This window comes from Nocardia seriolae NBRC 15557 (assembly GCF_007990715.1).
Lineage (GTDB): Bacteria > Actinomycetota > Actinomycetes > Mycobacteriales > Mycobacteriaceae > Nocardia > Nocardia seriolae.
The window spans coordinates 29268-53727 of record NZ_BJWY01000037.1 but is presented as its reverse complement, the minus strand read 5'-3'; the positions used below and the strand labels follow the sequence as shown (position 1 = coordinate 53727).

Below are 24460 nucleotides of genomic sequence, written 5' to 3'. Positions count from 1 at the left end.
AGTACTAGGCGGCCGCCGGGTAGTCGTAGGCGGCGAGGATCTTCTCGCGCTTGCGCGGCTGGATATTCGCCCGACTCGGATCGCCCGCGTAGTGGTCGAGCAGGCGGGGATCCATGACAGAGCGCCACAGCGGCGGAAACAGCGCCAGCAGGATCATGGTGGCGTACCCCGCCGGAAGCTGCGGCGCCACTTCGGAGGTCCGCAAGGTCTGGTACCGGCGTCCCGGATTGGCGTGATGGTCGCTGTGCCGTTGCAGGTGGAACAGGAAGATATTGGTGACCAGCCGGTCGCTGTTCCAGCTGTCGCGCGGCGAGCAGCGGGCCCAGGCGCCATTGGGCTTCCGGCGCCGCAGCAGCCCGTAATGCTCGACGTAGTTCACGGTTTCGAGCAGCGCCACACCGATCACGGCCTGCAGCAACAGGTACGGCAGGATCCGCCAGCCGTACACCGCCAGCAACCCGCCGAACAGCACGACCGTCATAGCCCACGCCTGCAGGATGTGGTTGTGGACACTGAACCAGCGGTGCCCCTTGCGCCGCAGCCGATCGCCCTCCAGCCGGATTGCCGAGCGGAAGCCGCCGATCACACTGCGCGGCAGGAACTCCCACAGCGACTCGCCCATGCGCGCGCTGGCCGGGTCGTCCGGCGTCGCGACGCGGGCGTGATGACCCTTGTTGTGCTCGACGAAGAAGTGGCCGTAACCCGACTGCGCGAGCGCCATTTTCGACAGCCAGCGCTCCAGATGCTCCACCCGGTGCCCGAGTTCGTGCGCGGCATTGATGCCGATGCCGCTGACGAAGCCGAGCGTGGCCGCCAGCCCGAGTTTGTTCCAGATCGACAGCTCGGCCCCGGCCCACAGGTAGGCGGCGATGATCAGGCCGCTCACCTGGACGGGCAGGAACATGTAGGTGCACCAGCGGTAATACCGGTCGTTGGAGAGTAGTTCGTAGTCCTCGTCGCGCGGATTGGTGCCGTCTTCCCCGACGACCCAGTCCAGCACCGGGATCACGATCAGAACGATGATGGGTCCGATCCACCAGAACACCGTGAGCTTGGTGTGCAACACCAGCTGCGACGGCAACAACGCACTCCCGGGGGCGATGAGCCCCAGCACCCACAGGTGGCGTTTCGGGTCCGGTGAACCCGAGCGTTTGCCGACCATTTGCACGTTTGCCCCGCTAATTGGAAACCTCTTCGAACCTCGTAGAACTTCGCAGCTACATATCTTGAAACTTAGCGTCCGTTACAGCACGCGGTCAGCCCCGAAAGGTGGCAACCGTTACATCATGAGCAGTCGGTTCCCGTGCAACCGACCATGTGGTTTACGTCACAACCCCGCACGCGCACACCACTGGCGAATCCTGGTACCGCGCAACCGGACAGGCTCGATGCAACAGCCCGGACGACTCACCGCAACCACACGTACCGCACCTGCGGCCTCCCGGTCCGACCGTAGTCGGTTCGCCGTTCCACCACGCCGTCTTCGGCCATCCGCTCCAGGTATCGCCAGGCCGTCACCCGCGAAACGCCGACAGCGCGTCCCACTTCGCCCGCCGACAGCCCCTCGGCCGCGGCCCGCACCGCCCGCGACACCTCGTCCATTGTCTGCGGCGCAATGCCTTTCGGCAATGTGGTGCGCTGATCGGGGGTGCGCAACACGCCGAAGGCCCGGTCGATGTCCTGCTGCGAGACCGCCGTCTCCCCCGCCGGCAAGGCCGCCCGGTACTCGAGATAGCGCTCCAGTTTCTCCCGGAAGGCCGCAAACGTGAAGGGCTTCAACAGATACAGCACCACGCCGTGCGAGACGGCCGCGCGCACCATGGCCAGATCGCGCGCGGAGGTGACCGCGATGACGTCCGGACGCGGCCGCAACCCCGCCAGCGCCGCCGCGACCGCGAGGCCGCTCATATCCGGCAAGCCGATATCCATCAGCACCAAATCAACGGGGACGCCGGAAGATTGTGACCTTTTCGCGATCGAGATGGCGTCACGTCCGGTGTGCACCACGCCCACGACTTGGAAACCGGGCAGTCGATCAACGTAAGAACGGTGTGCCGCAGCGATTTTCGGCTCGTCCTCGACGATCAGCACCCGGATCGTGTTCCGGCCCGCCGGGCTCACCGCGAGAACCTCACGATCACCGCGGATTCCGGTTCCCGCTGCGCCCGCAGTTCGCCGCCGTAGCGCGCTACCAGGCGGCGCACCAGCGCGAGCCCGAGCCCGTGATGGTCGGTCTTGGTGGAGTATCCGCGTTCGGTGGCCCGGGTGAACAGCTCCTCCGACATGCCCGGCCCGCTGTCGGCCACCCGCACGAACAGTTCCGCCTCGTCGCGGCGCACCGTCACCTCCACCCACGCGTCCTCGTCGTGCCCGACCTCGTCGAGCGCGTTGTCTATGAGATTGCCCAGCAGCGTGACCATCTCGTGCGGGCTGAGCGGATCGGTGGTGTCGAGCAGGGTGTCGCCGGTGACGGTCAGCTCCACCCCGTACTCGGCGGCCTGCTCCACCTTGCCCAGCAGCAGCGCCACCACCGCGGGTTCGGCCACCGCGCCGGTGAGCCGGTCGATGAGCACCTGGGACAGTTCGAGTTCGGCGGTCGCGAAGTTCACCGCCTCGTGCGGCCGGCCGAGTTCCACCATGGTGACCACGGTGTGCAGCCGGTTGGCGGCCTCGTGCGCCTGGGCGCGCAGCGATTCGGCGAAGCCGCGCACCGAATCCAATTCGCCCAGCACATCCCGCAGTTCGGTGTGATCGCGCAGGGTCAGCACGCTGCCGATGCGGCGGCCGTCGTGCTCCACCACGTCCTGGTTCACCACCAGCACCCACTCGGGGGTGACGTGCATTTCGTCGCGCACCACCCCGGTTCCCAAGCGCTGCAGTGAAACCGGCAGATCCGTGCGCTTGATCGGCCCGTCCGGCAAGTCCAGCAGCAGCCGCGCCTGATCGTTGACCACCTCGGCGTCCACATCGGATCTGTCGAAGACCAGCAACCCCTCGTGGATCGAGTGCAGCACCGCGTCGTGATGCTCGTACATGGCCCGCAGCTCACCCGGACCCAGCCCGTGCGTCTGCCGTAACAGCCTGCGCCGCAACAATAGTGAGCTGAACATGGCCAGCCCCAGCGCGCCCGCCGCAGCGGTCAGGATGAAGGGCAGCTGGGCGCGCACCTGCTCGCCGATGTGGGTGCGGGTGACGCCAGCCGATACCAGCGCGACGATGCGGCCGTCGGTATCGCGCACCGGCGTGACCGCGCGGATGGACGGGCCGAGCGTTCCCGTGTAGGTCTCGGTGAAGGTCTCCCCCGCCAGCGCGCGATCGATATTGCCGCTGAAGGGTTTTCCGATGCGGTCGGTCTCGGTGTGGGTGTAGCGGGTCCGGTCCGGCGCCATCACCACGATGAAGTCCATGCCGGTGGCCTTGCGGGTGGCCTCGGTGATCGGTTGCAGCACATCGGTCGGTTTCGGGCTGTGCACCCCGGCCAGCGTCGAGGGCGACAACGCCACCGCGACCGCGGTGTCGATGACCTCCGCGCGGGTGGCGTCGTCCTGCACCCGACGGGTCTGCAGGAAGGCGAGCACCGCCGCGGCGGCGATCACCACCGCCAGCACCAGTACCTGCACCACGAACACCTGTCCGGCCAGCGTGCGCCGGATCCGGGTTCTGCGACCTCTCACGACTCCTCCGGGTACCTCATGAACATAATTTACGAAACAGTGACCGCCGTCACTCCGCCATCCAAGATTCTTGCTGACCACCCCGACCCGGAGGCACCGAGCGAGATGAGCGACACCACAACACCACAGCGCCGCGACCGTACCCACTGGCTGTACCTGGCCGTCATCGCGGCCGTGCTCGCGGGCATCCTGGTCGGCTGGCTGGCGCCGGGCTTCGGCAAGAGCGTCGGTGAGCTGGGCACCATCTTCGTGAACCTGATCAAGATGATGATCGCCCCGGTCATCTTCTGCACCATCGTGCTGGGCATCGGCTCGGTGCGGGCGGCCGCCAAGGTCGGCAAGGTCGGCGGACTGGCGCTGGGCTACTTCCTGGTCATGTCGACGGTGGCGCTGGGCATCGGCCTGGCGGTCGGCAATCTGCTGCACCCGGGTTCGGGGCTGAACGTGGCCGACCACGCCAAGGAGGTCACCAAGTACGCCTCCGACGCCAAGGCGGCGGGCGGCACCTGGCAGTTCTTCCAGGACATCGTCCCGACCACGCTGCTGTCCTCGCTCACCTCGGGCAAGGTGCTGCAGGCGCTGTTCGTGGCGCTGCTGGCGGGCTTCGGCATCCAGGCCATGGGCTCCGCCGGAGAGCCGATCCTGCGCGGCGTGGCCTCGATCCAGAAACTGGTCTTCCGGATCCTGACCATGATCCTGTGGCTGGCCCCGATCGGCGCGTTCGGCGCGATGGCGAATGTGGTGGCGCGCACCGGGCTCGACGCGGTCAAGCAGCTGGCGCTGCTCATGGTCGCCTTCTACCTGACCTGCGTGCTGTTCGTCTTCGGCGTGCTGGGCGTGCTGCTGCGCGTGGTGGCCGGGGCCTCGATCTTCAAGCTGGTCCGCTACCTGGCCCGGGAGTACCTGCTCATCTTCGCCACCTCGTCGTCGGAGTCGGCGCTGCCGCGGCTGATCGCCAAGATGGAGCACGTCGGCGTGGACCGCACCACCGTGGGCGTGGTTGTGCCGACCGGATATTCGTTCAACCTGGACGGCACCGCCATCGACCTGACCATGGCCACGCTGTTCGTGGCCGACGCCATGGGCAAGCCGCTGGCCTGGCACGAGCAGATCGGCCTGCTGCTGTTCATGATCGTCGCCTCCAAGGGCGCGGCCGGTGTGACCGGCGCGGGCCTGGCCACCCTGGCCGGCGGCCTGCAGAGCCACCGGCCGGAACTGCTGGACGGCGTCGGCCTGATCGTCGGCATCGACCGCTTCATGTCCGAAGCCCGGGCGCTGACGAACTTCTCGGGCAATGCCGTCGCCACGCTGCTGGTGGGCACCTGGACCAAGACCATCGACCCGGAGCGCGTGACCGCGGTATTGAATCGCGAGATCCCCTTCGACGAGTCGACCATGGTCGAGGACCACGCGGCGCCCACCGAAAAGGACCTGGTTCCCGCCTGAACCCAACCCCCAGGCGGAACCCGGACCGCCGGCGCATCTACCCCCCGTATGCGCCGACGGAACCCGCACAGACCCTGGTGCTAGACGCCGACCGCGTCCAGCGCCAGGGTCGCGGCGATGGCATGGGCCAGCTCCGCGCCCTTTACCTCGAAATGCCGTGCGAAGTAGGCCAGATGCTCGCCGTGCTCGTGGAAGTGATGCGGTGTCAGCACGGCCGAGAACACCGGCACATCGGTCTCCAGCTGGACCCGCATCAGGGCGTCCACGACGGTCGAGGCGACGAAATCATGGCGGTAGATGCCGCCGTCGACCACCAGCGCGAGACCCGCGACGGCGGCATACCGGCCACTGGTCGCCAATCGCTTGATCTGCAGCGGAATTTCGAACGCGCCGGGCACCTCGATCACATCGATCTCGGTATGACCGTGTTCGACGAGCCCGACCTCGGCGTGCTCCACCGCCTTGTCGACGATTTCGGAGTGCCAGCGCGCGGCGACGAGGGCGATGCGATTCGGCTTGGGTGACATGGGGATTCCTCCTGTTAGCGATGTCACCCAGGGCATAGACGCGAACAGACCCGTCCGAGCATGCGGACGTGCCGGTGCCGCGTTCTCTTTCATCCGGACTGTGACCGTCGGCTCCGGGATCACACCGGAATCTGCTCGACCCAGCCGGTCGTCGCCGACCGCCTGGCGCTCGCGGGCTCATGCCTTCCGGATCGGTCCGGATGCCATTACCGCCGGTGGGGAATTCCACCCCGCCCTGAGAACGTGTACTACCGGACAGTAACACGGGGTTTCAGGGCGGGGAAGGCATGCACTCACTCAGCGTAAAAGGACGTCCGAGTCGGCGGGCAAGCCGTCCACCGGCCACCACGCCAGGTCCGCGGACTCCGAACTGCGCACCGGCACAGCACCTTCCGGTGCCTTGATCTTGAACAGCAGATCCAGGTGCCGGGTGGGCACGCCGAGCGAGCACTTGATGGGGTGCGCCTGCGCACCGTAGAGGCCCGGCTCGAGCACCAGCCCTTCGATTCCGGACTCCTCGGTCGCCTCGCGCAACGCCGCCGCCGCGACCGAATCGTCGGATTCCTCGCAGTGCCCGCCCAATTGGATCCACCGGCCGACCCGCGGGTGCAGCGTCAGCAGCACTTCGCGCTCGTCGTGGGAGAACACGATGGCCGAGGCGGTGATGTGCCCGGCCGCGTGCTCGCGCAGGCATCCGCGCGGCGCCGAACCCAGGAAGGCCGAGCATGGCTTCGCGGATCGAGCACTCCGGCCCCGTTGCCGGGGAACAGGTTTCGAGCAGTTCGGTCGCGGACTCGAGCAGCGATTCGGCGGTCATGCCTCCGGTTCGCTCGCTGCGCTCGCTCACAGCTCGACCAGTCCGATCCCGGGCTCGCGCGCCTCGCGGGCCGCGAACTCTTCCAGGGGATATCCGACGGCGATGGCCCCCAGCGGATTCCAGTCCGCGGCCAGGCCGAGCACATCGCGGGTGATCTCCGGCGCGAAGATGGTGGACCCGATCCAGCAGCTGCCCACGCCCCGCACGGCCAGCGACACCAGCAGCCCCTGCACGGCCGCGCCCACCGCGACGGTGAACATGGTCTGCTCGGCCGCGCGCCGGCGCTCGTCCGGATAGTCGTGCGCGCCGTCGGGCACGCAGAACGGAATGATCACCTCGGGTGCGTCGAACAGGATGCGGCCGCGCGCGACTCGCTTCTCGATGCTCTCGGGGGACCTGCCGTCGCCGCCCAGATCCGCCCGCCACCGCTCGGCCATGGCCTCGAGCAACTGCTCGCGCAGCCCGCGCTTGCGCACCCACACGAATCGGACCGGCCGGGTGTGATGGGGCGCGGGGGCCGTGAGCCCGGCCCCGACCGCCTCTCGGATGATCTCCGGTTCCACCGGCCGCGAATCGAACTGCCGCACCGAACGCCGCAGCGGCACCGCCTGTTTGCGCCCCAGCTCGATGGACTCCTCGGTGCCGAGCCAGAACAGATCGTCCTCGCCGCGCCGCGGCAGGTCCGCGGCCGTGGACCCGTCGTCGGTGTATTCGAAGCCGCGCACCACCGCGATCGGTACGCCGCCCAGCTTGCCCTTCACCAGGTCCGCGGCGGCGGCCAGCTCGTCGGCGATCGCGACCAGGGTGACGTGCAGTTCGTTGCCCTGTCCGTCCACCGCGCCGTTGTAGTCGTGCATGACCCGGATGCCGGCCGACCCGATGGCCGCGTCGGTCTGGCCGTTGCGCCAGGCCCGGCCCATGGTGTCGGTGATGATGACCGCCACCCGCACGCCGAGCCGATCGGCGAGCGCGGTGCGCAGCGCCTTGGCCGAGGCGTCCGGATCGGTGGGCAGCAGGACCAGTTCGCCCTGTTCGACATTGGACCCGTCGACGCCCGAGGCGGCCTGCACGATGCCGAGCTTGTTCTCGGTGATGAGGGTGCGATTCTTGCGCGCCAGCACCCGCACCGATTCCTCGAGCACCAGTCGCCGCCGCGCGGCGTCGCGCTCCTCGGGGTCGCCGGACACGGTCACGATGCGGCCCTCGGCCTTGGCGACGATCTTGCTGGTGACCACCAGCACGTCGCCGTCGCGCAGCCAAGGCGCTTGCGCCGCAACGGCTTCGGCGAGGTCGTCGCCGGGCCGGAATTCGGGCAGGCCGGTGATGGGCAGAATGCGCAGTTCGCCGCCGATCGCGTGATCCGGAAGCGGCGGCGTGGAATCGGTTGTCACGGTTTGACTCCCGCGATATCGAGAGCCTCGCGAACCATCTCGGCGGTGGTGGCCGGGTCGGTCATGAGCAGTGGAATGGCCCGCACCTCGACCCCGGGAACGTCCGCGGTGTCACCCGTATGGATAAGCCAACCGTCCAGAATTCCGGTGCCCGAGCGCGCCCCGTAGTAGTTGCCCACGGCCTCCGCGGTGGTCTCCACTCCGATCACCGACAGGCACTCATCGGCCATGCCGCGCAACGGCTTTCCGCCAATCACCGGCGACAGCCCGATCACCTTGGCGTCCGTTGTGCGCAGTGCGCCGCGAATGCCCGGAACCGAGAGGATGGCTCCGACACTCACCACCGGGTTCGACGGAGCGAGCAGGATCACGTCGGCCGACTCTATGATTTCCGTCACATCGGGCGCCGGTTTCGCAGCATCTGCCCCAATAGTCACGAATCCATGGGTCTCGACGTTCGCCCGGTATCGAACCCACCACTCTTGGAAATGGATCGCGCGGCGTTCGCCAGGGTTCTCCGGGTCGCCGATAACGACATGTGTTTCACACCGATCGTCGGTTGCCGGGAGCAGTTTCAGACCCGGTTGCCACCGATTGCAGAGCGCCTCGGTGACCACCGAGAGCGGGTATCCCTGGCGCAGCATTTCGGTGCGGATGAGATGCGTGGCGATATCCCGGTCGCCCAGTCCGAACCAATCGGGCTGAGCGTTGTATTTCGCCAGCTCCTCCTTGGCGTTCCAGGTCTCGTTCGCGTGCCCCCAGCCGCGTTCGGGATCGATGCCGCCACCCAGGGTGTACATGCAGGTGTCCAGGTCAGGGCAGATGCGCAGCCCGTGCATCCAGACGTCGTCGCCGACATTGACAATGGCCGTGAGGTCGGCGCCGGGCAGCAGCTCGCGCACGCCCATCAGAAACCGCGCGCCGCCGACTCCACCGACCAGTACGGCGATCCGCAGGCCGGTGCCGGGCGCCGTGTCCGCTTGTTCTCGAGTCACATCCGCACAGCCTATGCGTTCGAGCCGCGAGAGCAGGCGGTAGCTCATTTGCTGTAAATTTGCTGTTTGATCTGCGGTAACGACCCCAGAAGGGGTCGCAGATGGTAACGGAATTGCTTCGGCAGCTTGACCATCGCCGCTCTCGGCGTGTCTAATCACAGGCATGTCATTCCGGGTCCGCGTGAGAGTGCAAGGCGCGGACGGGTTTTCGAACAGTTGTTCGCACCGGAGTGACGCTGAGCTCGGGGATGGCCGCGGGACTACGCCGCGGTGTTGGGCCGTCGGTGGGATCGGCTCCGACGGATTAATCATTCTGCGCTAACACACAGTGAGGAGGCGGAGCGATGGCCGAAGAGCTGGCCCCGTCGGACATTCCGGGCGGTGTATCGCAAACCGATTCCACGACTGGCGCAGCACCTGACTTCTGCGCCGATGAACGGAACGGATACGAGGGGGGTGAACCGATGACGACTGCACGACCGGGGGGCGGACAGTGGGCGCGAGCCGCCTACCAGCCCGAACCACCGCGGCTGAGCCTGATCGTCACCGGTGCCGAGGACATGTTCGACACTTTCTCGCGCGGCGGTCGCCAGATGACCGAGGCCGAACAATGGCAGGAACGGGCGCTGTGCGCCCAGACCGACCCGGAGGCGTTCTTCCCCGAGAAGGGCGGCTCCACCCGAGAGGCCAAGCGCATCTGCCTGGGCTGCGAAGTCCGTGACGAGTGCCTGGAATACGCCCTCGCCAACGACGAGCGCTTCGGCATCTGGGGCGGCCTGTCCGAACGCGAGCGCCGCCGCCTCAAGCGCGGCATCATTTAGCTCACACGAAATCTGTTGCAGCGGAGAGGAATTCCGGGCCGGGCAGGCCCGGGACCACTACTCCGGTTCGGGGTCGATGATATCGGGATCGACCCCGAGGTACGTCGCGATCTGTTGCACGAGCACCTCGCGCAGCAGGTCGACCAGATCGTCGGGATCCTGCGCCCGCAGCTCCAATGGCTTGCGGAACAAGACGACTCGGGCGCGGGTAGCCATGCCGTAGCGGTCCACGCCGGCCGGGATCAGCCGGGACAGCGGCACCGGTCCGTCGGCCACCACCTCGTCGGGCCAGGTCACCGAATCCGGGTGCAGTGGGCGGATTTTCGGCACATCGTCGACGGCGATATCGAGCTTGGTGAGCTGCTCGTGCCAGCGGCTCTCGAGCGGTGCGAACGCCTCCAGCACCAGCCGGTCGAACTCCTGGCCGCGGGTGCGCCGGGCCGGGACGGTCGGAGGCAGCATCGGCCCGCGCACACCGCGCCCACGACGGATGACCGACCGCGCGGTGGGCGGCCGCCTCTTACGTGAACGCGTCATACCTCTGAATCTAACCCTTAGCTGTATCGAATTGCCCTTCGCTCCGCTACGGGCGGGTTCGCGGCCCCTGAAGTATCGTTCTTCCCTCCCTCCGCTCCCCCGCTTCGCTCCTCCGCTCCACTCAGTCCAGAACGAGACGGGCCGCGAACTGAAAGCGTCCGAGCCCGGTGAGACAGGGTTCGTTGAGCGTGTCCGCTACCGGCGGGGCGTGAGGGGGGGTTACCCTGCTTGGCGTGATCCCCATGCGTCGTTGCTGCCGTCCAGGCTGCAAGAACCCGGCCGTCGCGACGCTGACCTATGTGTATTCCGACTCGATGGCAGTCGTGGGTCCGCTGGTCACGGTCGCCGAACCACATTCCTGGGATCTGTGCGAAACGCACGCTTCCCGGATCACCGCGCCCAAGGGATGGGAGCTGGTCCGTCACGAGGGCGGGTTTTCCAGCTCCACCCCCGACGACGACGATCTGACCGCGCTGGCCGAGGCCGTGCGCGAGGCCGGATTGCGCCGCCGCACACCGGAACCCGACCCGCGCGGTTACCCCGAATACGCCCCCGCCCCGCAGCGCCCGACCCGCCAGGGCCGCACCGGCCGGAGGGGCCATCTACGCGTCCTACCGGATCCCCCCAGCTGACAGCGACCTACTAGGGTGGTCCCCATGACAGTCGCCCGGTCCGCCGAGTCCGTTCAAGCAGTCATCAAGGCATACGACGTTCGAGGAGTGGTCGGCGAGCAGATCGACGCGGATTTCGTGCGCGACGTCGCCGGGTCCTTCGCCCGGCTGATGCGCGCCGAGGGCGCCGCCCGCATCGTCATCGGGCACGACATGCGCGACTCCTCACCGGAACTGGCCGCGGCCTTCGCCGACGGCGTGCTCGCCCAGGGACTCGATGTGGTGCACATCGGCCTGGCCTCCACCGACGAGCTGTACTTCGCCTCCGGTCATCTGGACTGCCCCGGCGCCATGTTCACCGCGAGCCACAATCCGGCCAAGTACAACGGCATCAAGCTGTGCCGGGCCAAGGCGCTGCCGGTCGGGCAGGACACCGGTCTGGCCACCATCACCGAGCAAGTCATCGCCGGAGTTCCCGCCTTCGACGGCGAGCGCGGCAGCGAGACCCGCGTGGATCTGCTCCAGGCCTACGCCGACTTCCTGCACAAGCTGGTCGACCTGAGCGGCTCGCGCCCGCTGCGCATCGCGGTGGACGCGGGCAACGGCATGGGCGGCTACACCGTCCCCGCGGTGCTGGGCACACTGCCGCAGTTCACCATCGAGCCGCTGTTCTTCGAACTCGACGGCACCTTCCCCAATCACGAAGCCAATCCGCTGGATCCGAAGAACCTGGTCGATCTGCAGGACTACGTCCGCAAGACCGGCGCGGACATCGGCCTGGCCTTCGACGGCGACGCCGACCGCTGCTTCGTGGTGGACGAGAAGGGCGACCCGGTCTCCCCCTCGGCGATCACCGGCCTGGTGGCCGAGCGCGAGCTGACCAAGGAGCCGGGCGCGACGGTCATCCACAATCTGATCACCTCGAAGGCCGTGCCCGAGTTGGTGACCGAGCTCGGCGGCACCCCGGTGCGCACCCGGGTCGGCCACTCGTTCATCAAGCAGCAGATGGCGGCCACCGGCGCGATCTTCGGCGGCGAGCACTCCGCGCACTACTACTTCCGCGACTTCTGGGGCGCCGACTCCGGCATGCTCGCGGCCCTGCACGTGCTGGCGGCGCTGGGCGAGAAGGAGCGCCCGATGTCGGAATTGGGCTCCGCGTATGCAACGTACGCGTCCTCCGGAGAGATCAACTCAACAGTGGCGGATGCCAAGGAACGCACCACGGCGGTTCTGGAAGCCTTCGGCACCAAGGCGAAATCGGTCGATCGGCTGGACGGGGTGACGGTTCAGCTGGCCGACGGCGCGTGGTTCAACCTGCGCGCCAGCAATACCGAACCGCTGCTGCGGCTCAATGTCGAGGCGCGATCGCAGGAGGAAGTAGACGCACTCGTAACCGAGATCCTGAGCATCGTCCGCGCCTGACTGGAATAGTGGAATCACAGAGCTTGGATTCACCAGCGTCTGGTGACCCGATGAGGGGAGGTGGCAACGCCCGATGAGCGCTGGGACACCGGTACTCGACCTCGATGACGTCGCCTCGCTGGAGGCGGCCGACGCCGAGGGTGTTTTGTGCTCCGCCGCATCGGGGGGAGCCCAGATACGGGCGACCGCCGCGGCACTGGCCGAGGACGCACTGAGCAGATTGACCGATCTGCGGCCGCGCAGCCTGGTCCTCGTTTCCGGCAGCGGCCGCGCCGCGCGCGCCGCCGCACTACTCATCGCCGCGCTCGGCGACCGCACGAGTATGCCGCTGGTTCCGGCGACTTCGATCCCGCCGTGGGTCGGGCCGCTGGACGTGGTGCTGGTGGCGGGCGACGACGCGGGCGATCCGCGCCTGGCCGAGGCGGTCGACCGAGCACTTCGACGGGGTGCCGAAGTGGTCGTGGCCGCGCCGGACGAGGGGCCCATCCGCGCCGCCGCCGCGGGACGCGCCACCATCCTCGCGCCGCGCGTGCGGGTGCTCGACCACAACCGCATGCTGCGCTATCTGGCAGCCGGGGTGGCCGTGCTGAGCACCATCGATCCGCATCGCGTCGGCCCGCTGGTGCCCGAATTGAACGCGCTGGCAGACCTGCTCGACGAGGAGGCGCTGCGCGACGGGCCGCTCAACGAGGCCTTCCACAATCCCGCCAAGACCCTGGCCACCCGCATGCAGCAGCGCAAGCGCACGGTGCTGACCGGTGATTCCGCCGCCGCCACCGTGGTCGCCGAGCACGGCGCCGAGGTGCTGCTGGCCGTGTCCGGGCAGATCGCCACTGCCGTCACGCTGCCGGAAGCCATTGCCGCGCACGGCCGTCTGATCGAGGCCGCCAAGTCGGCGGTGTCGCCCGATTTCGACCCGCTGTTCCACGATGAGCAACTCGACGGCCCCGCCCCGGTGGAACAGGTCCGGGTGTTCGTGCTCAGCGCCGATCCGGACGAGGTGGCGGTGCGCCGCCGCATCGCCGTCTTCGGCTCCGACGCGGGCCTGGTTGACGCCGACCTGGTGACCATCGACGCCGAGGTGGCCGGACCGTCCGTTTCGGCGCGGAACCGGGAGGCGACCGCCGTCGGCGAACCAGATCAGCTGGAGCGGACCGGCCGGGGCGGCGAACTGGAAAAGCTTGCCGTGCTGGCGCTTCGGCTCGAGATGGCCGCCGCATATCTTCGACTACTCGGTTCCCGCCCGGCCACCGGACCGGGACACTACGACGGGGGCAATTACTAGTGCACGAACTCGTTGGTGCGCTGCGTTCCTACGCTTGGGGTTCGCGCACCGCGCTCGCTCAGCTGTGCGGACGACCGGTTCCATCCGCGCATCCGGAGGCGGAACTCTGGTTCGGCGCACACCCCGCCGACCCCGCGCGCGTGCAGATCAACGGTCACAGCGAATCCCTGCTGGAGCTGGTCAGCGCCGACCCACAACACGAACTCGGGTCGGTGGCGGGCGAATTCGGCGGCCGGCTGCCGTTCCTGCTCAAGATCCTGGCCGCCGAGGAACCGCTCTCGCTGCAGGCGCACCCCAGCACCGAGCAGGCGCGGGCGGGCTTCGCGCGCGAGACCCAGACCGGGGTCGCCATCGACTCCCCCATGCGCAACTACCGCGATGAGAACCACAAGCCCGAACTCGTGGTGGCGCTGGGCCGTTTCGAGGCACTCGCGGGCTTCCGCGATCCGCGCCAGACCGTCCGGCTGCTCGAGGCGCTGGAGGTTCCGGAGCTGAGCCAGTACGCCGGACTGCTGGCCGCCCAGCCCGATTCGGCCGGTCTGCGCACGCTGTTCACCACTTGGATCGCGCTGCCGCAGGCGAGCCTGAGCATGCTGCTGCCCAAGGTCCTCGACGGCTGCGTCCGCTACCTGTCCGAAGCCCGAAGCGGCGGCACGGGCAAGGAATTCGTGGCCGAGATTCGCACCGCGCTGGAACTGGCCGAGGCTTATCCGGGCGACGCCGGTGTCCTGGCCGCGCTGTTGCTCAACCGCATCACCCTGGAACCTGGTGAGGGCCTGTTCCTCGATGCGGGCAACCTGCACGCCTATCTCCGCGGTGTGGGCGTCGAGATCATGGCCAACTCCGACAATGTGCTGCGCGGCGGCCTCACCCCCAAGCACGTGGATGTGCCCGAGCTGCTGCGTGTCCTGGACTTCGAGCCCCTCGACCTGCCGGTCTTCGAGCCGGAGCAGGTGTCCGACAACGTCTTCCGCTATCACACCCCCGCCCCCGAATTCGCGCTCAGCCGTTTCGAATTGGCCGAGGGCGCGGATCCGGTCCCGGTGGTGCGGTCGGGCCCGGTGATCGCGCTGGTCACCCACGGCCGCGTGAAGATGCACCAGGGCAACCACGCTCTGATCGTCGAGTGCGGGCACGCCGCGTGGATCTCCGCTGCCGACGGCGGAATTCGCGCGCAGGCCGTGGACGGCCCGGCCCAACTGTTCTGCGCCGCGGTCGGCGAGGAGTAGCAAGCGAACTGTAGGCTCACCCGTTCAAGCGCGTTTCAGGACAAAACGGACACTGAAGGGATGGTTCACTTGTCTGCGGGTGGCGGTAAGAAGGCGATCCTGGCGGCACTGAGCGCGAATGCCGGTATCGCGGTGGCCAAGTTCGTCGGCGCGGCCATCACCGGCTCGGCCTCCATGCTGGCCGAGGCCGTGCACTCGGTGGCCGACACCTCCAACCAGGGCCTGCTGCTGCTGGGCCAGCGCCGCGCCGAACAGGAAGCCGACGAGCTCCACCCCTTCGGCTACGGCCGCAATCGCTACTTCTACTCGTTCGTGGTCGCGCTGGTGATCTTCGCTCTCGGCTCGCTGTACGCGATCTACGAGGGCATCCACAAGATCCAGCACCCCGAGGAACTCTCCAACCCGATCGTCGCCATCGTCATCCTGGGCCTGGCCATCGCGTTGGAGGGTTACAGCTTCACCACCGCCATGCGGGAGTCCGTACCGCTCAAGGGGAATGCGAGCTGGTGGCGGTTCATCCGCAACTCGCGCAATCCCGAGCTGCCCGTGGTGCTGCTCGAGGACTCCGGCGCGCTCATCGGCCTGATCTTCGCCTTCGCGGCCATCACCCTGAGCATGGTGACCGGCGACCCGGTCTGGGACGGCGTCGGCACGCTGGCCATCGGCATCCTGCTGGGCGTCATCGCCGTCATTCTCATCATCGAGATGCAGAGCCTGCTGATCGGTGAGGGCGCGACCCCCGAGGAGGACGGCAAGATCCGTGCGGCGCTGGTGGACGGCCGCCACATCGACCGGGTCATCCACCTGCGCACCCAGTATCTGGGGCCGGAGGAAATGCTGGTGGCCGCAAAGGTTTCCATTGTCCCGGGCCTGGAGATCGCCGATATCGCGACCGCCATCGACGCCGCCGAGGCCCGCGTTCGCACCGAGGTTCCCGCCGCCCGGGTCATCTATCTGGAACCGGATCTGTACCGGACACAGCCGGTTCAGCACTGATCAGCGATCGCGCAGGCGGATGACGAACCGCAGGCCCGACCAGATGTCGTCGACCGCGATCCCCTTGTTGTCGACCAGGCCCTGAGCCAGGCCGTATTCGCGCACGGCGTTCTCACCGAGATCGGTGGGGACGCCGCTGGCCTTCTTGGGCCAGGCCAGCCACAGACCGCCATTGATCGCCGTCCGCCCGCGCCAGGCCGCGAAGCGGCGGACCATGGTGGCCCGGTCGGGGCAGAACCCGAGAATCACGTCGTAGGGTCCGGCTCCGGCGCGACGGTGCAGCTCCACGCCCACCGGAAGCTCGCCGAGCTCGAAATCCTGCGGAGCCCCGGCCAGCAGGACGCGGCTCTCCTCTTTGATCCCGAGCTTGCGCGGCAACGGCGTACCCGAGTAACCCGCCATGCGGTGAGCCTAGCTATCAGATGCGCCAGTGGTCGGTGAGGAGTTCGAGCGGGTCGGTCATGACACCGAATTCCTTGCGCAGGGCGTGGCGCGCGGCGTGGTAGCCGTTCATGCCGTGCACCCCCGGGCCGGGCGGCGTCGCGGCGGAGCACAGGTAGACGCCCGGCAGCGGGGTCGAGTACGGATTCCAGCGCGGGGCCGGACGGAAGATGGTCTGGCGCAAGGTCATCGCGCCCGCGGAGATATCGCCGCCGATGTAGTTGGGGTTGTGGGCGGGCATGGTGGCCGCGGTGCGGACATGGGTGGCGAGGATGAGGTCGCGGAAGCCCGGCGCGAAGCGCTCGACCTGGGCCGTGATGGCCTCGGTCATATCCTCGGTGGATCCGTTGGGGACGTGGGCGTAGGTATAGAAGGTGTGCGTGCCCTCGGGCGCGCGCGTGGCGTCGACGACGCCGGGCTGGATGGCCAGAACGTACGGCCGGTCCGCGAGTCTGCCCGCGGCGACGGCGTTTTCGGCGGCGACCGCCTCGGCGCGGCTGCCGATCAGGTGCAGCGTGCCCGCCCGCTCGCAGCCGTGCGCCCGCCACGGCACCGGCCCCGCGAGCGCGAAGTCGACCTTGCAGGCCGCGCCGCCGTAACGGAACCTGTTGAGCGCGAAGTTGTATCGCGCCGGCAGCGTGGCGATGCGCTGGAGTTCGGCCGGGGCGGTGTCGAGCAGGACGGCCCGGACATCGGCGAAATCGTCGAGCGAGTCGATGCGGTGGTCGGTGAAGATCCGCCCGCCATGGGTTTTCAGATCCTCGGCGAGGGCATCGACGATGGCCTGACTGCCGCCGCGCGGCACCGGCCAGCCGCCGACGTGCGCCAGCGTGCCGAGCAGTAGCGAGACACCCGCGCCCGCGATGCTGCGCGGCGGCCGGATGGCGTGCGCGGCAACGCCGGTCAGCAGGGCGGGCGCGACATCCTCCCGGAAACGCGTGTTCCACAGGGCCGTCGACTGCTCGAGCATGCGGCGCAGCAACCGCAGTTCGATGCCCGGATCCAGGCGCAGCAGCATTTCCGGATCGATCGGCGGATGCCGCAGATCCGACATGATCAGCCCGACCAGGTCCTCCCACTTGCGCACCAGCGGACCGAACAACCGCCGCCACGACTTCCCGTCGCGCCCCAGGCCGTCGGCGGTGTGCTCGAGATCGAGCCAGGCCAGCCCCGCCCGCCCGCCGTCGAGCGGATGCGCGTACGACACCTGCGGCGTGAGCAATTCGACCCCGTGCGCCTTCAGATCGAAGGCCCGGAAGAACGGCGACGCCACCGCCATGGGATGCGCCCCCGCGCACAGATCGTGGTGGAACCCGGGCAGGGTCACCGCACCGGTGCGGCACCCGCCGCCGACGGTGTCCCCGGCCTCGTACACCTCGACCTCGAGCCCCGCCCGTGCCAAGATCACCGCCGCCGCAAGCCCGTTGGGACCCGATCCGACCACCACAGCGTCAGCCATGGGTTCAGCCTAGGCCGGTCCGCTCCCGGTCCGGGGCAACCGTGCGATCACTCACCGCGAACCCATTGCGCGATCAGTATTTCCAGTCGCCCGTCGCGAAAGTCCGGCCGTAACCGACCGCTCCGATCCAGGGTGGCGAGACCGTGCAGGGTGCTCCAGGCGACCTCGGTGAAGGTCTCGGGATCGTGCGGCGGCGCGAAGGGTGCGAAGGTGAGCAGCAGTTCACGGAAGGCGTCCTTGAGCGCCTGCGGCGCGTCCGGCCCGAATTTCAGGTCGGTGTGCAGCACGAACATGGCGTCGTAGAGCGCGGCGGAGTCGCGCGAGAAATCGAGATAGCCCTGAACCACCGCACGCAGCGCAGCCTCGGGGGTATCGGCCGATTCCCGCAGTTCCCGGGTGATGACGGCCAATTCAGCGCAACCGACCTCGGCGACCGCGGAGACGATGGCGTCCTTGCCCGCGAAGTGGCTGTACAGCACGGGCTGGCTGTATTCGATCCGTTCCGCGAGCTTGCGCACGGTCACCGCGTCCCACCCGTCGGTCTCGGCGATCTCACGCGCGGTATCGACGATCCGCTGCCGCCGTTCCGCACGCTCGCGTTCCTTGCGAGCCTGAATGGCACTCATACCGAAAACTCTAGCACCGCTAGACAATCTACCGATGGTTCCTTCACCGTACCGCTTGGGTGAGATCGAGACTGATCGCGAATGGAACACTGACCTCGAGCCGATCGTGGAAGATGCCCGCCGGTTCGTAAACCTTTGTAGCCGGATCGAGTTCATAGATGTAGACCACCGCGCGATCGTCGCAGTTCTCGATTCGCCAGAAGTGGGGGATCCCCGCCTCGGCGTACAGCAAGGGCTTTCGCTTCCGGTCTCGCTCGATGGAGTCCGGTGACACCACCTCGACAGCGAGAAGAACATCTTCGGGCCGAAATGAAGTCTGCCTGGGCCCGATGATCGAGTCGGCCAACACCACCATCACATCGGGCTCTGGGCGTTGCCGAGGACCCAACGTGACCGATATTTCCCGGCATACGCGTAGATGTTCCGGTGCCTGCGCAATCAGTTCGCGATCCAGAAATCCGATGACCCACATGTGGAACATCGCCTGCGGACTCACGAATACGAGGCCCCCATCGATCAACTCGGTATGCGCGGGCACTTCATGCATGTGGTCGAGATCCTCCGCGAAATACCCGTCCGGAGGTGGTACCGGCCAGCCCGCCAGCGAGCGATCGCCCTTCGGCATCGGATCGGCGGTCATCTGTCCTCACTCCACGCAGGTGATCGGGTGACGCGACAATTATGGCAGCTGCAACGGCGAAACGGCCGCTCACTCCCAGGAGTGAGCGGCCGTTCGCGGTGTCGTCAGACGTCGGTGGAGAAGCGGATGCCACCGTCGGGGATGTCGACGCCGGGCCAGATGCGGGCGCCGCGTAGTAGTTCGCAGCGGGCGCCGACATTGGCGCCGTCACCGATGACGGCGTCGCGGACCAGGGCGCGCGGGCCGATGCGGGCGCCGAAGCCGATGATCGAACGTTCCACGGTGGCACCGGCTTCCACGCGGGCGCCGTCGAAGAGGATGGCCCCGTCGAGACGTGCGCCCGCGCCGACCTCGGCGCCGCGGCCGACCACGGTACCGCCGATCAGGAGCGCGCCGGGGGCGACTCCCGCACCGGGGTGGACCAGGGATTCGCCGCGCTGGCCCGGCAAGGCCGGGGACGGGGCGATGCCGCGGACCAGATCCGCCGAGCCGCGCACGAAGTCCTCGGGGGTGCCCATGTCGCGCCAGTAGGAGGTGTCGACGTGGCCCTGGATGTGCGCGCCCTCGGCGAGCAGCGACGGGAAGGTCTCCCGCTCGACCGAGACCGGACGGCCCGCGGGGATCTTCTCGATGTACTCGCGCCGGAAGACGTAGCAGCCCGCGTTGATCTGGTCGGTCGGCGGATCCTGGGTCTTCTCCAGGAATGCCGTCACGCGGCCGTCGGCATCGGTCGGGACGCAGCCGAAGGCGCGCGGATCGCTCACCCGCACCAGGTGCAGGGTCACGTCCGCGCCCGAGGTCAGGTGAGTGTCGAGCACCCCGCCCAGGTCGGTCCCGCCGAGCACGTCGCCGTTGAACACCATGACGGTGTCGGCGCGCAGCTTGGGCAGCACATTGCGGATGCCGCCGCCGGTGCCCAGCGGCTCGGTCTCGGTGACGTATTCGAGTTCGAGGCCGAGCTCGGAGCCGTCGCCGAAGTGTTCCTCGAACACCTCCGCCTTGTAGGAGGTGCCGAGCACCACGTGGGTGATGCCGGCGTCGGCGATGCGGGCCAGCAGGTGCTGCAGGAACGGCAGTCCGGCCGTGGGCAGCATCGGCTTGGGGGCGGACAAGGTCAACGGACGCAGTCGGGTGCCCTGGCCCCCGACCAGGATCACCGCGTCCGTGGACCCGGCGGTACTACCGCTGTTCGCCATTTTCTCCCCTGTTGTGAGGTTGTCAGGAATGCGCGCCAGCGATGTTAAACGGCCGCGTGTTAAACGGCGTCGTTTCGATCACGTTCACGCAGTGCGGATCGAACCGCAAGCCTGCAGCGGATCGCAAGTCCAGCCTTGAGCGCGACCCGCAGCGGAGCCTGCCACCAGTGCGGATGCCGGTCGGCCTGGAAGCGGTAGGCGCTGGCGTGATGCGCCGGGAGCATGGTTTCCGGGTGCCGACCCGCGGCGTGCCCCTTGGCGTGCGTGACCTCCGCGGATGGCACGAAAACATTGTGCCAGCCCGCCTTGCCCATGCGGTCACCGAAGTCGACATCCTCCATGTACATGAAGTAACGAGAGTCGAAGCCGTCGATGGAGTCGAAGGCGGCGCGGCGCACCAGCAGGCATGAACCCGACAGCCAGCCGACCGAACGCTCGGAGGCCGCCTCGTTGTCCTGGCGGTAGCGCAGGGTCCACGGGTTGCCCGGCCAGACGCTGCCCAGGATGGCGTGACCCGCGCCGTCGGCGATGCCGGGCACCGAGCGGGCGGACGGGTAGCGGCTGCCGTCCGGCTCGAGCACCATCGGGCCCAATGCGCCCGCGCGCGGCCAGCGGCGGGCGGCGGCCAGCAGTTCGTCGATGGAGTCGGTGCCCCAGCGCACGTCCGGGTTGGCGATGACGATGAATTCGATGTCCGGGTCGAGCTCGGCGACCGCGCGGTTGATGGCGCCGCCGTAGCCGATATTGCCGCCGGTGCGCAGCAGCCGCACGTGGGCATTGGCCTCGGCGGCCAGTTCCGGCGTGCCGTCGACCGAGCCGTTGTCGGCCAGGATGACTTGGGGCTTCTCACCGGTCGCGGTGGCCAGCGTGCTGATGAAGTGTTCCAGGTGCTCGCCGGGCGAGTAGGTCACCGTGACGACGGCCAGCTGCGGTTTTTTCGCCGCGGCGGGGGGCTGGTCGACAGAATCCGAGGGGCTCACGGGGGCCCAGGATAGTCGGAGATGGCGGCCAGTGCGTCGTTCAGTGCCAGCTTCCAGTGCCGCAGCGGCGTCAGACCCGCGGCGGCCCACGATTTGCCCGAAAGGACCGAATATGCCGGGCGCGGTGCGGGTCTGGGGAAATCCTCGGTGCCGCAGGGCTGTACACGGTCCGGGTCGGCGCCCAGACCGGCGAAGACGGCCCGGGCGAGATCGAACCAGGTGGCCTGTCCGGCATTGGTGGCGTGCAAGATTCGCCCGGCGGCGAACGCGGGGTTCGCCTCCAGCAGACCGGTGGCGAGTTCGAGCAGACCCGCCGCGAGATCGGGTGCGTAGGTGGGCGAGCCGAGCTGGTCGTCGACGACGGTGATGGTGTCGCGCTCGCGTTCCAGGCGGCGCATGGTGGCGACGAAATCGGTGCCGTGCCCGGTGTAGACCCACGCGGTGCGCACGATGTGCGCGTCGGGCGCGAACTCCCGAACGGCTTGCTCCCCAGCGAGTTTCGAGCGGCCGTAGACGGTGGACGGACCGGTCGGATCGTCCGGCTCGTACGGCTGTGCCGCGGTGCCGGGAAACACGTAGTCGGTGGAGACGTGCACGAGCCGGGCCCCGTTCTCGGCGCAGACCTGCGCCAGCACCCGCGGGCCGGTGGCATTGACGGCGGAGGCGGCCTCGACCTCGGACTCGGCGCGGTCGACCGCGGTGTAGGCCGCGCAGTTGATCAGCACGTCACCGGGATTCACGATCTTGCGCACGGCCTCGGCGTCGGTGATGTCGAGTTCACCGCGGGAATAGCCGATCGAGTCCGGGGCCAGCACGGTCAGCGCCCGTCCGAGCTGCCCGTGCGCTCCGGTCACCAGTAGCCGGGCGCGATCCGGGTGCGATCGGCCGGTGGTCGAGCTCACGTCATGGTCGGTCACGGCTGTCAGTGTGGCACGCCACCCCGGCGACCGCGCCGTCTCGTCGCGACCTGGGGATTCCGACGGTTCCGGGCGGGGGTCGCACGACTCACTGAGCCCGCTACGGCAACATACTGGTTACCACTACTAGCCTGCATGGTGGGGGCCTCCCGTTCCATGTGAACACGCTCATCGGGGTCCCTTCAGGCCGAGCTTCGGAAAGGACAGTCGGTTGCCGGAGAGTTCCTGGGCATCCGTGCCGCGACCCTCGTCCCACCCGCGTCGCCGCGTCCATCCGGGCCGGGTGCTGGTGGCGGTGGTCTCGGTGCTGGTGCTCGCGGTGACCGGGATGGGCTGGCACAGCGTGGATCAGCTGGTGTCCAGCATCGAGCGGATCGGCAATCTGGGCCTGGGCGGCGACAAGGCCGACGGGGCGACCGACATCCTCATGGTCGGCATCGACTCCCGCACCGACGCCCACGGAAATCCGCTCACCCAGGACGAATTGGCCATGCTGCACGCCGGGGACGACGGCGAGGGCGGGCTCAACACCGACACCATCATTCTCATCCGGGTGCCCAATGACGGCAGTTCGGCGACGGCCATCTCGATTCCCCGCGACTCCTACGTGGACATTCCGGGCCTGGGCATGGGAAAGATCAACTCCGCCTACGGCGTCACCAAGGCGACCACCCAGCAGAAGCTGATCGACAAGGGCGTGGCCCCGGCCGAGGCCGATCGCCAGGCCACCCTCGCGGGGCGGCAGGCCCTGATCAAGACCGTGGCCAACCTCACCGGCATCACCGTCGACCACTACGCCGAGGTCGGGCTGCTGGGTTTCGTGCTGCTCACCGATGCCGTGGGCGGGGTCGACGTGTGCCTGAACAATGCGGTGAACGAACCGCTCTCGGGCGCGGACTTCCCGGCCGGGCCGCAGAAGCTCAATGGCGCACAGGCTTTGAGCTTCGTGCGCCAGCGCCACGATCTCCCGCGCGGGGATCTGGACCGCATCGTGCGTCAGCAGGTGTACATGGCGCAGCTGGTGCGCCAGGTGCTCAGCGCCAAGGTGCTGACCAGCCCGACCCGCTTGAAGGAGCTCAGCGACGCGGTGGGCCGCACGGTGGTGCTCGACGACGGCTGGGACGTGCTGAGCTTCCTGCACCAGTTGCAGAACCTGTCCGGCGGCGAGGTGAAGTTCGAGACCATTCCGGTCAAGGACCTCAACGGCTGGACCGACAACGGCGAATCGGTGGTGCGGGTGGATCCGGCCGCGGTGCAGCAGTTCGTGGCCAAGGCGGTCGGCGAGGACGAGAACGACGGCGGGGTGGATCCGGCCAAGGTCACCGTGGACGTGTACAACGCCAGCGGCACCGGCGGGCTGGCCGCGCAGGCGGCGCAGGCGCTGGCGGCCAAGGGATTCCGCACCGGCACCGTGGACAACTGGATCGGCGGGCCGATCCAGAGCAGCCGGGTGCTGGCCGCGTCCGGCGGCGACGCCGGGGCGCGGGCGGTGGCGCAGGCGCTGGGCGGGCTGCCGGTGATGGCGCAATCCGGACTGCCGGAGGGGGCGATCCGCGTGGTGCTGGCGAGTGACTACGCTGGTCCGGGTTCGGCGACGGGCAGCGCCACGTTCGACTTCTCCGGAAGCAGTACGACGGCGACGCCGGTGCCGCCCGCCCCACCCATCGACGCCGGTACGAATGGACCGAAATGCGTGAACTGAACGAGACCCTCACCGAAGCGGTACTCGACCCCATCCTCGCCCGTGATCCCGCGGGCCCGCGCATCACTTTCTACGACGACGCCACCGGCGCGCGGATCGAGCTATCCGCGCTGACGCTGGCCACCTGGGCGGCCAAGACCGCCAATATGATTCGCGACGAGTTCGGCCTGTCCTCGGGCGCGCGCGTCGCGGTGCTGCTGCCCGCGCACTGGCAGACCGCGGCCGTACTGCTGGGCTGCTGGTGGGCGGGCGTGGAAGTGGTGCTGCACGCCGATCAGGACGCGGAGCTGGCGCTGGTGACCGCGGATCGGATCGACGAGGCGGGCGGTATCGCGGAGGTGGCGGCGCTGTCGCTGGATCCGATGGGCATGCCGGTGCGGGACCTTCCGGTCGGTATCACCGATTACGCGACCTCGGTGCGGGTGCACGGCGACCAGTTCCGGCCGGGCGGCATCGGCTGCGCGCTGGACGGCTCCTCGGTGTCGGAGGTGCTGGAGGAGGCCCGCAAATCGGCCGCACGCCAAGGGTTCACCGGCGAGGACCGGGTGCTGTCGACCGGGTCGTGGCAGACCCCGGCCGAGCTGATCGACGGATTCGTGGCCGTGCTCGCGGCGGGAGCCTCGCTGGTGCAGGTGGCCAATCCCGACCCGGCCGCCCACGAACGTCGCGTCGCCTCGGAGCGGGTCACCACCGAGCGCCGGTAGCAGTGGCAGCGGCCCCGGGGGTTGCCCGTTTCCTACCTGGGTAG

At 68.4% G+C, this 24460-nt stretch carries 23 protein-coding genes, 1 pseudogene and 1 riboswitch; of the genes and pseudogenes, 9 read left to right on the top strand and 15 right to left on the bottom strand.

All coding sequences use genetic code 11. The features are described from left to right. Positions 1-4: 4 nt before the first annotated feature. From NS2_RS14200 to NS2_RS14190, 3 genes are all read right to left on the bottom strand, one after another. Positions 5-1162, bottom strand: a complete 1158-nt coding sequence (locus NS2_RS14200) for an alkane 1-monooxygenase (protein WP_033089223.1) — start codon at positions 1160-1162, stop codon at positions 5-7. Between the two features lie 245 nt (positions 1163-1407). Continuing rightward, complete coding sequence (locus NS2_RS14195) at positions 1408-2121, bottom strand: response regulator (RefSeq protein ID WP_228102638.1); 714 nt, start codon at positions 2119-2121, stop codon at positions 1408-1410. Beyond that, positions 2118-3674, bottom strand: coding sequence for a sensor histidine kinase (locus tag NS2_RS14190; RefSeq protein WP_033089224.1), 1557 nt, complete (start codon positions 3672-3674; stop codon positions 2118-2120). The genes NS2_RS14195 and NS2_RS14190 overlap by 4 nt, the downstream gene beginning before the upstream one ends. 105 nt (positions 3675-3779) lie before the next feature. Between NS2_RS14190 and NS2_RS14185 the strand changes: the two genes are divergently transcribed. Beyond that, positions 3780-5120 (top strand): cation:dicarboxylate symporter family transporter, encoded by a 1341-nt coding sequence (locus NS2_RS14185; RefSeq protein ID WP_033089225.1) that lies wholly within the window; start codon positions 3780-3782, stop codon positions 5118-5120. A gap of 80 nt (positions 5121-5200) precedes the next feature. Here the strand turns inward: NS2_RS14185 and NS2_RS14180 are convergent, their stop codons facing one another. The 4 genes and pseudogenes from NS2_RS14180 to cofD all read right to left on the bottom strand — a co-directional run bounded on the left by NS2_RS14180 (position 5201) and on the right by cofD (position 8811). After that, positions 5201-5647 carry a 6,7-dimethyl-8-ribityllumazine synthase gene (locus NS2_RS14180; RefSeq protein ID WP_033089226.1) on the bottom strand — a complete coding sequence of 149 codons (447 nt, stop codon included), beginning with the start codon at positions 5645-5647 and terminating at the stop codon, positions 5201-5203. A gap of 77 nt (positions 5648-5724) precedes the next feature. Further along, positions 5725-5894, bottom strand: a riboswitch (FMN riboswitch). Positions 5895-5944: 50 nt separating this feature from the next. Further along, positions 5945-6464: pseudogene (locus NS2_RS14175) on the bottom strand (NUDIX hydrolase). A 26-nt stretch (positions 6465-6490) separates the two neighbouring features. After that, complete coding sequence (locus tag NS2_RS14170) at positions 6491-7855, bottom strand: coenzyme F420-0:L-glutamate ligase (RefSeq protein ID WP_033089227.1); 1365 nt, start codon at positions 7853-7855, stop codon at positions 6491-6493. Then, on the bottom strand, positions 7852-8811 hold the full coding sequence (gene cofD, locus NS2_RS14165; RefSeq protein ID WP_033089243.1) for a 2-phospho-L-lactate transferase: 960 nt from the start codon (positions 8809-8811) through the stop codon (positions 7852-7854). The genes NS2_RS14170 and cofD overlap by 4 nt, the downstream gene beginning before the upstream one ends. Positions 8812-9410: 599 nt before the next feature. Between cofD and NS2_RS14160 the strand changes: the two genes are divergently transcribed. After that, entirely contained in the window at positions 9411-9671 is a 261-nt protein-coding gene (locus NS2_RS14160) for a WhiB family transcriptional regulator (protein WP_167659837.1), read from the top strand. A 57-nt stretch (positions 9672-9728) separates the two neighbouring features. Here the strand turns inward: NS2_RS14160 and NS2_RS14155 are convergent, their stop codons facing one another. Further along, complete coding sequence (locus NS2_RS14155; RefSeq protein ID WP_071812126.1) at positions 9729-10208, bottom strand: metallopeptidase family protein; 480 nt, start codon at positions 10206-10208, stop codon at positions 9729-9731. Positions 10209-10441: 233 nt separating this feature from the next. Between NS2_RS14155 and NS2_RS14150 the strand changes: the two genes are divergently transcribed. The 5 genes from NS2_RS14150 (at position 10442) to NS2_RS14130 (ending at position 15751) form a co-directional block, all read left to right on the top strand. Continuing rightward, the gene (locus NS2_RS14150; protein ID WP_096490703.1) at positions 10442-10840 is read left to right on the top strand and encodes a DUF3499 domain-containing protein; all 399 of its coding nucleotides are present in this window, start codon (positions 10442-10444) and stop codon (positions 10838-10840) included. A 24-nt stretch (positions 10841-10864) separates the two neighbouring features. Beyond that, positions 10865-12241 carry a phosphomannomutase/phosphoglucomutase gene (locus NS2_RS14145; RefSeq protein WP_033089245.1) on the top strand — a complete coding sequence of 459 codons (1377 nt, stop codon included), beginning with the start codon at positions 10865-10867 and terminating at the stop codon, positions 12239-12241. 73 nt (positions 12242-12314) lie between these two features. Further along, on the top strand, positions 12315-13526 hold the full coding sequence (locus NS2_RS14140) for a hypothetical protein (protein WP_033089230.1): 1212 nt from the start codon (positions 12315-12317) through the stop codon (positions 13524-13526). Continuing rightward, the gene (gene manA / locus NS2_RS14135) at positions 13526-14755 is read left to right on the top strand and encodes a mannose-6-phosphate isomerase, class I (protein ID WP_033089231.1); all 1230 of its coding nucleotides are present in this window, start codon (positions 13526-13528) and stop codon (positions 14753-14755) included. Before NS2_RS14140 ends, manA begins: the two co-directional genes overlap by 1 nt. 69 nt (positions 14756-14824) lie before the next feature. Next, positions 14825-15751 (top strand): cation diffusion facilitator family transporter, encoded by a 927-nt coding sequence (locus NS2_RS14130; RefSeq protein ID WP_033089246.1) that lies wholly within the window; start codon positions 14825-14827, stop codon positions 15749-15751. Here the strand turns inward: NS2_RS14130 and NS2_RS14125 are convergent, their stop codons facing one another. The 7 genes from NS2_RS14125 to rfbD all read right to left on the bottom strand — a co-directional run bounded on the left by NS2_RS14125 (position 15752) and on the right by rfbD (position 22010). Next, complete coding sequence (locus NS2_RS14125) at positions 15752-16153, bottom strand: hypothetical protein (protein ID WP_033089232.1); 402 nt, start codon at positions 16151-16153, stop codon at positions 15752-15754. It abuts the gene before it with no gap. A gap of 16 nt (positions 16154-16169) precedes the next feature. After that, entirely contained in the window at positions 16170-17651 is a 1482-nt protein-coding gene (locus NS2_RS14120; RefSeq protein ID WP_033089233.1) for a phytoene desaturase family protein, read from the bottom strand. Positions 17652-17698: 47 nt separating this feature from the next. Continuing rightward, positions 17699-18277: a TetR/AcrR family transcriptional regulator gene (locus NS2_RS14115; RefSeq protein ID WP_033089234.1), complete on the bottom strand. Its 579-nt coding sequence runs from the start codon at positions 18275-18277 to the stop codon at positions 17699-17701. A 43-nt stretch (positions 18278-18320) separates the two neighbouring features. Beyond that, entirely contained in the window at positions 18321-18917 is a 597-nt protein-coding gene (locus tag NS2_RS14110; RefSeq protein ID WP_033089235.1) for a Uma2 family endonuclease, read from the bottom strand. A gap of 104 nt (positions 18918-19021) precedes the next feature. Next, on the bottom strand, positions 19022-20113 hold the full coding sequence (gene manB, locus NS2_RS14105) for a mannose-1-phosphate guanylyltransferase (RefSeq protein WP_033089236.1): 1092 nt from the start codon (positions 20111-20113) through the stop codon (positions 19022-19024). Between the two features lie 59 nt (positions 20114-20172). Then, positions 20173-21093, bottom strand: a complete 921-nt coding sequence (locus tag NS2_RS14100; RefSeq protein WP_045438302.1) for a glycosyltransferase family 2 protein — start codon at positions 21091-21093, stop codon at positions 20173-20175. Then, complete coding sequence (gene rfbD / locus NS2_RS14095; RefSeq protein ID WP_231992933.1) at positions 21090-22010, bottom strand: dTDP-4-dehydrorhamnose reductase; 921 nt, start codon at positions 22008-22010, stop codon at positions 21090-21092. The genes NS2_RS14100 and rfbD overlap by 4 nt, the downstream gene beginning before the upstream one ends. 328 nt (positions 22011-22338) lie before the next feature. Here rfbD and NS2_RS14090 point away from each other — a divergent pair, with 328 nt between their 5' ends. Together NS2_RS14090 and NS2_RS14085 are read left to right on the top strand one after the other, a co-directional pair. Then, positions 22339-23712 carry an LCP family protein gene (locus NS2_RS14090; RefSeq protein ID WP_155239209.1) on the top strand — a complete coding sequence of 458 codons (1374 nt, stop codon included), beginning with the start codon at positions 22339-22341 and terminating at the stop codon, positions 23710-23712. Next, positions 23700-24416, top strand: a complete 717-nt coding sequence (locus NS2_RS14085) for a TIGR03089 family protein (RefSeq protein ID WP_033089250.1) — start codon at positions 23700-23702, stop codon at positions 24414-24416. The genes NS2_RS14090 and NS2_RS14085 overlap by 13 nt, the downstream gene beginning before the upstream one ends. Positions 24417-24460 lie beyond the last annotated feature (44 nt).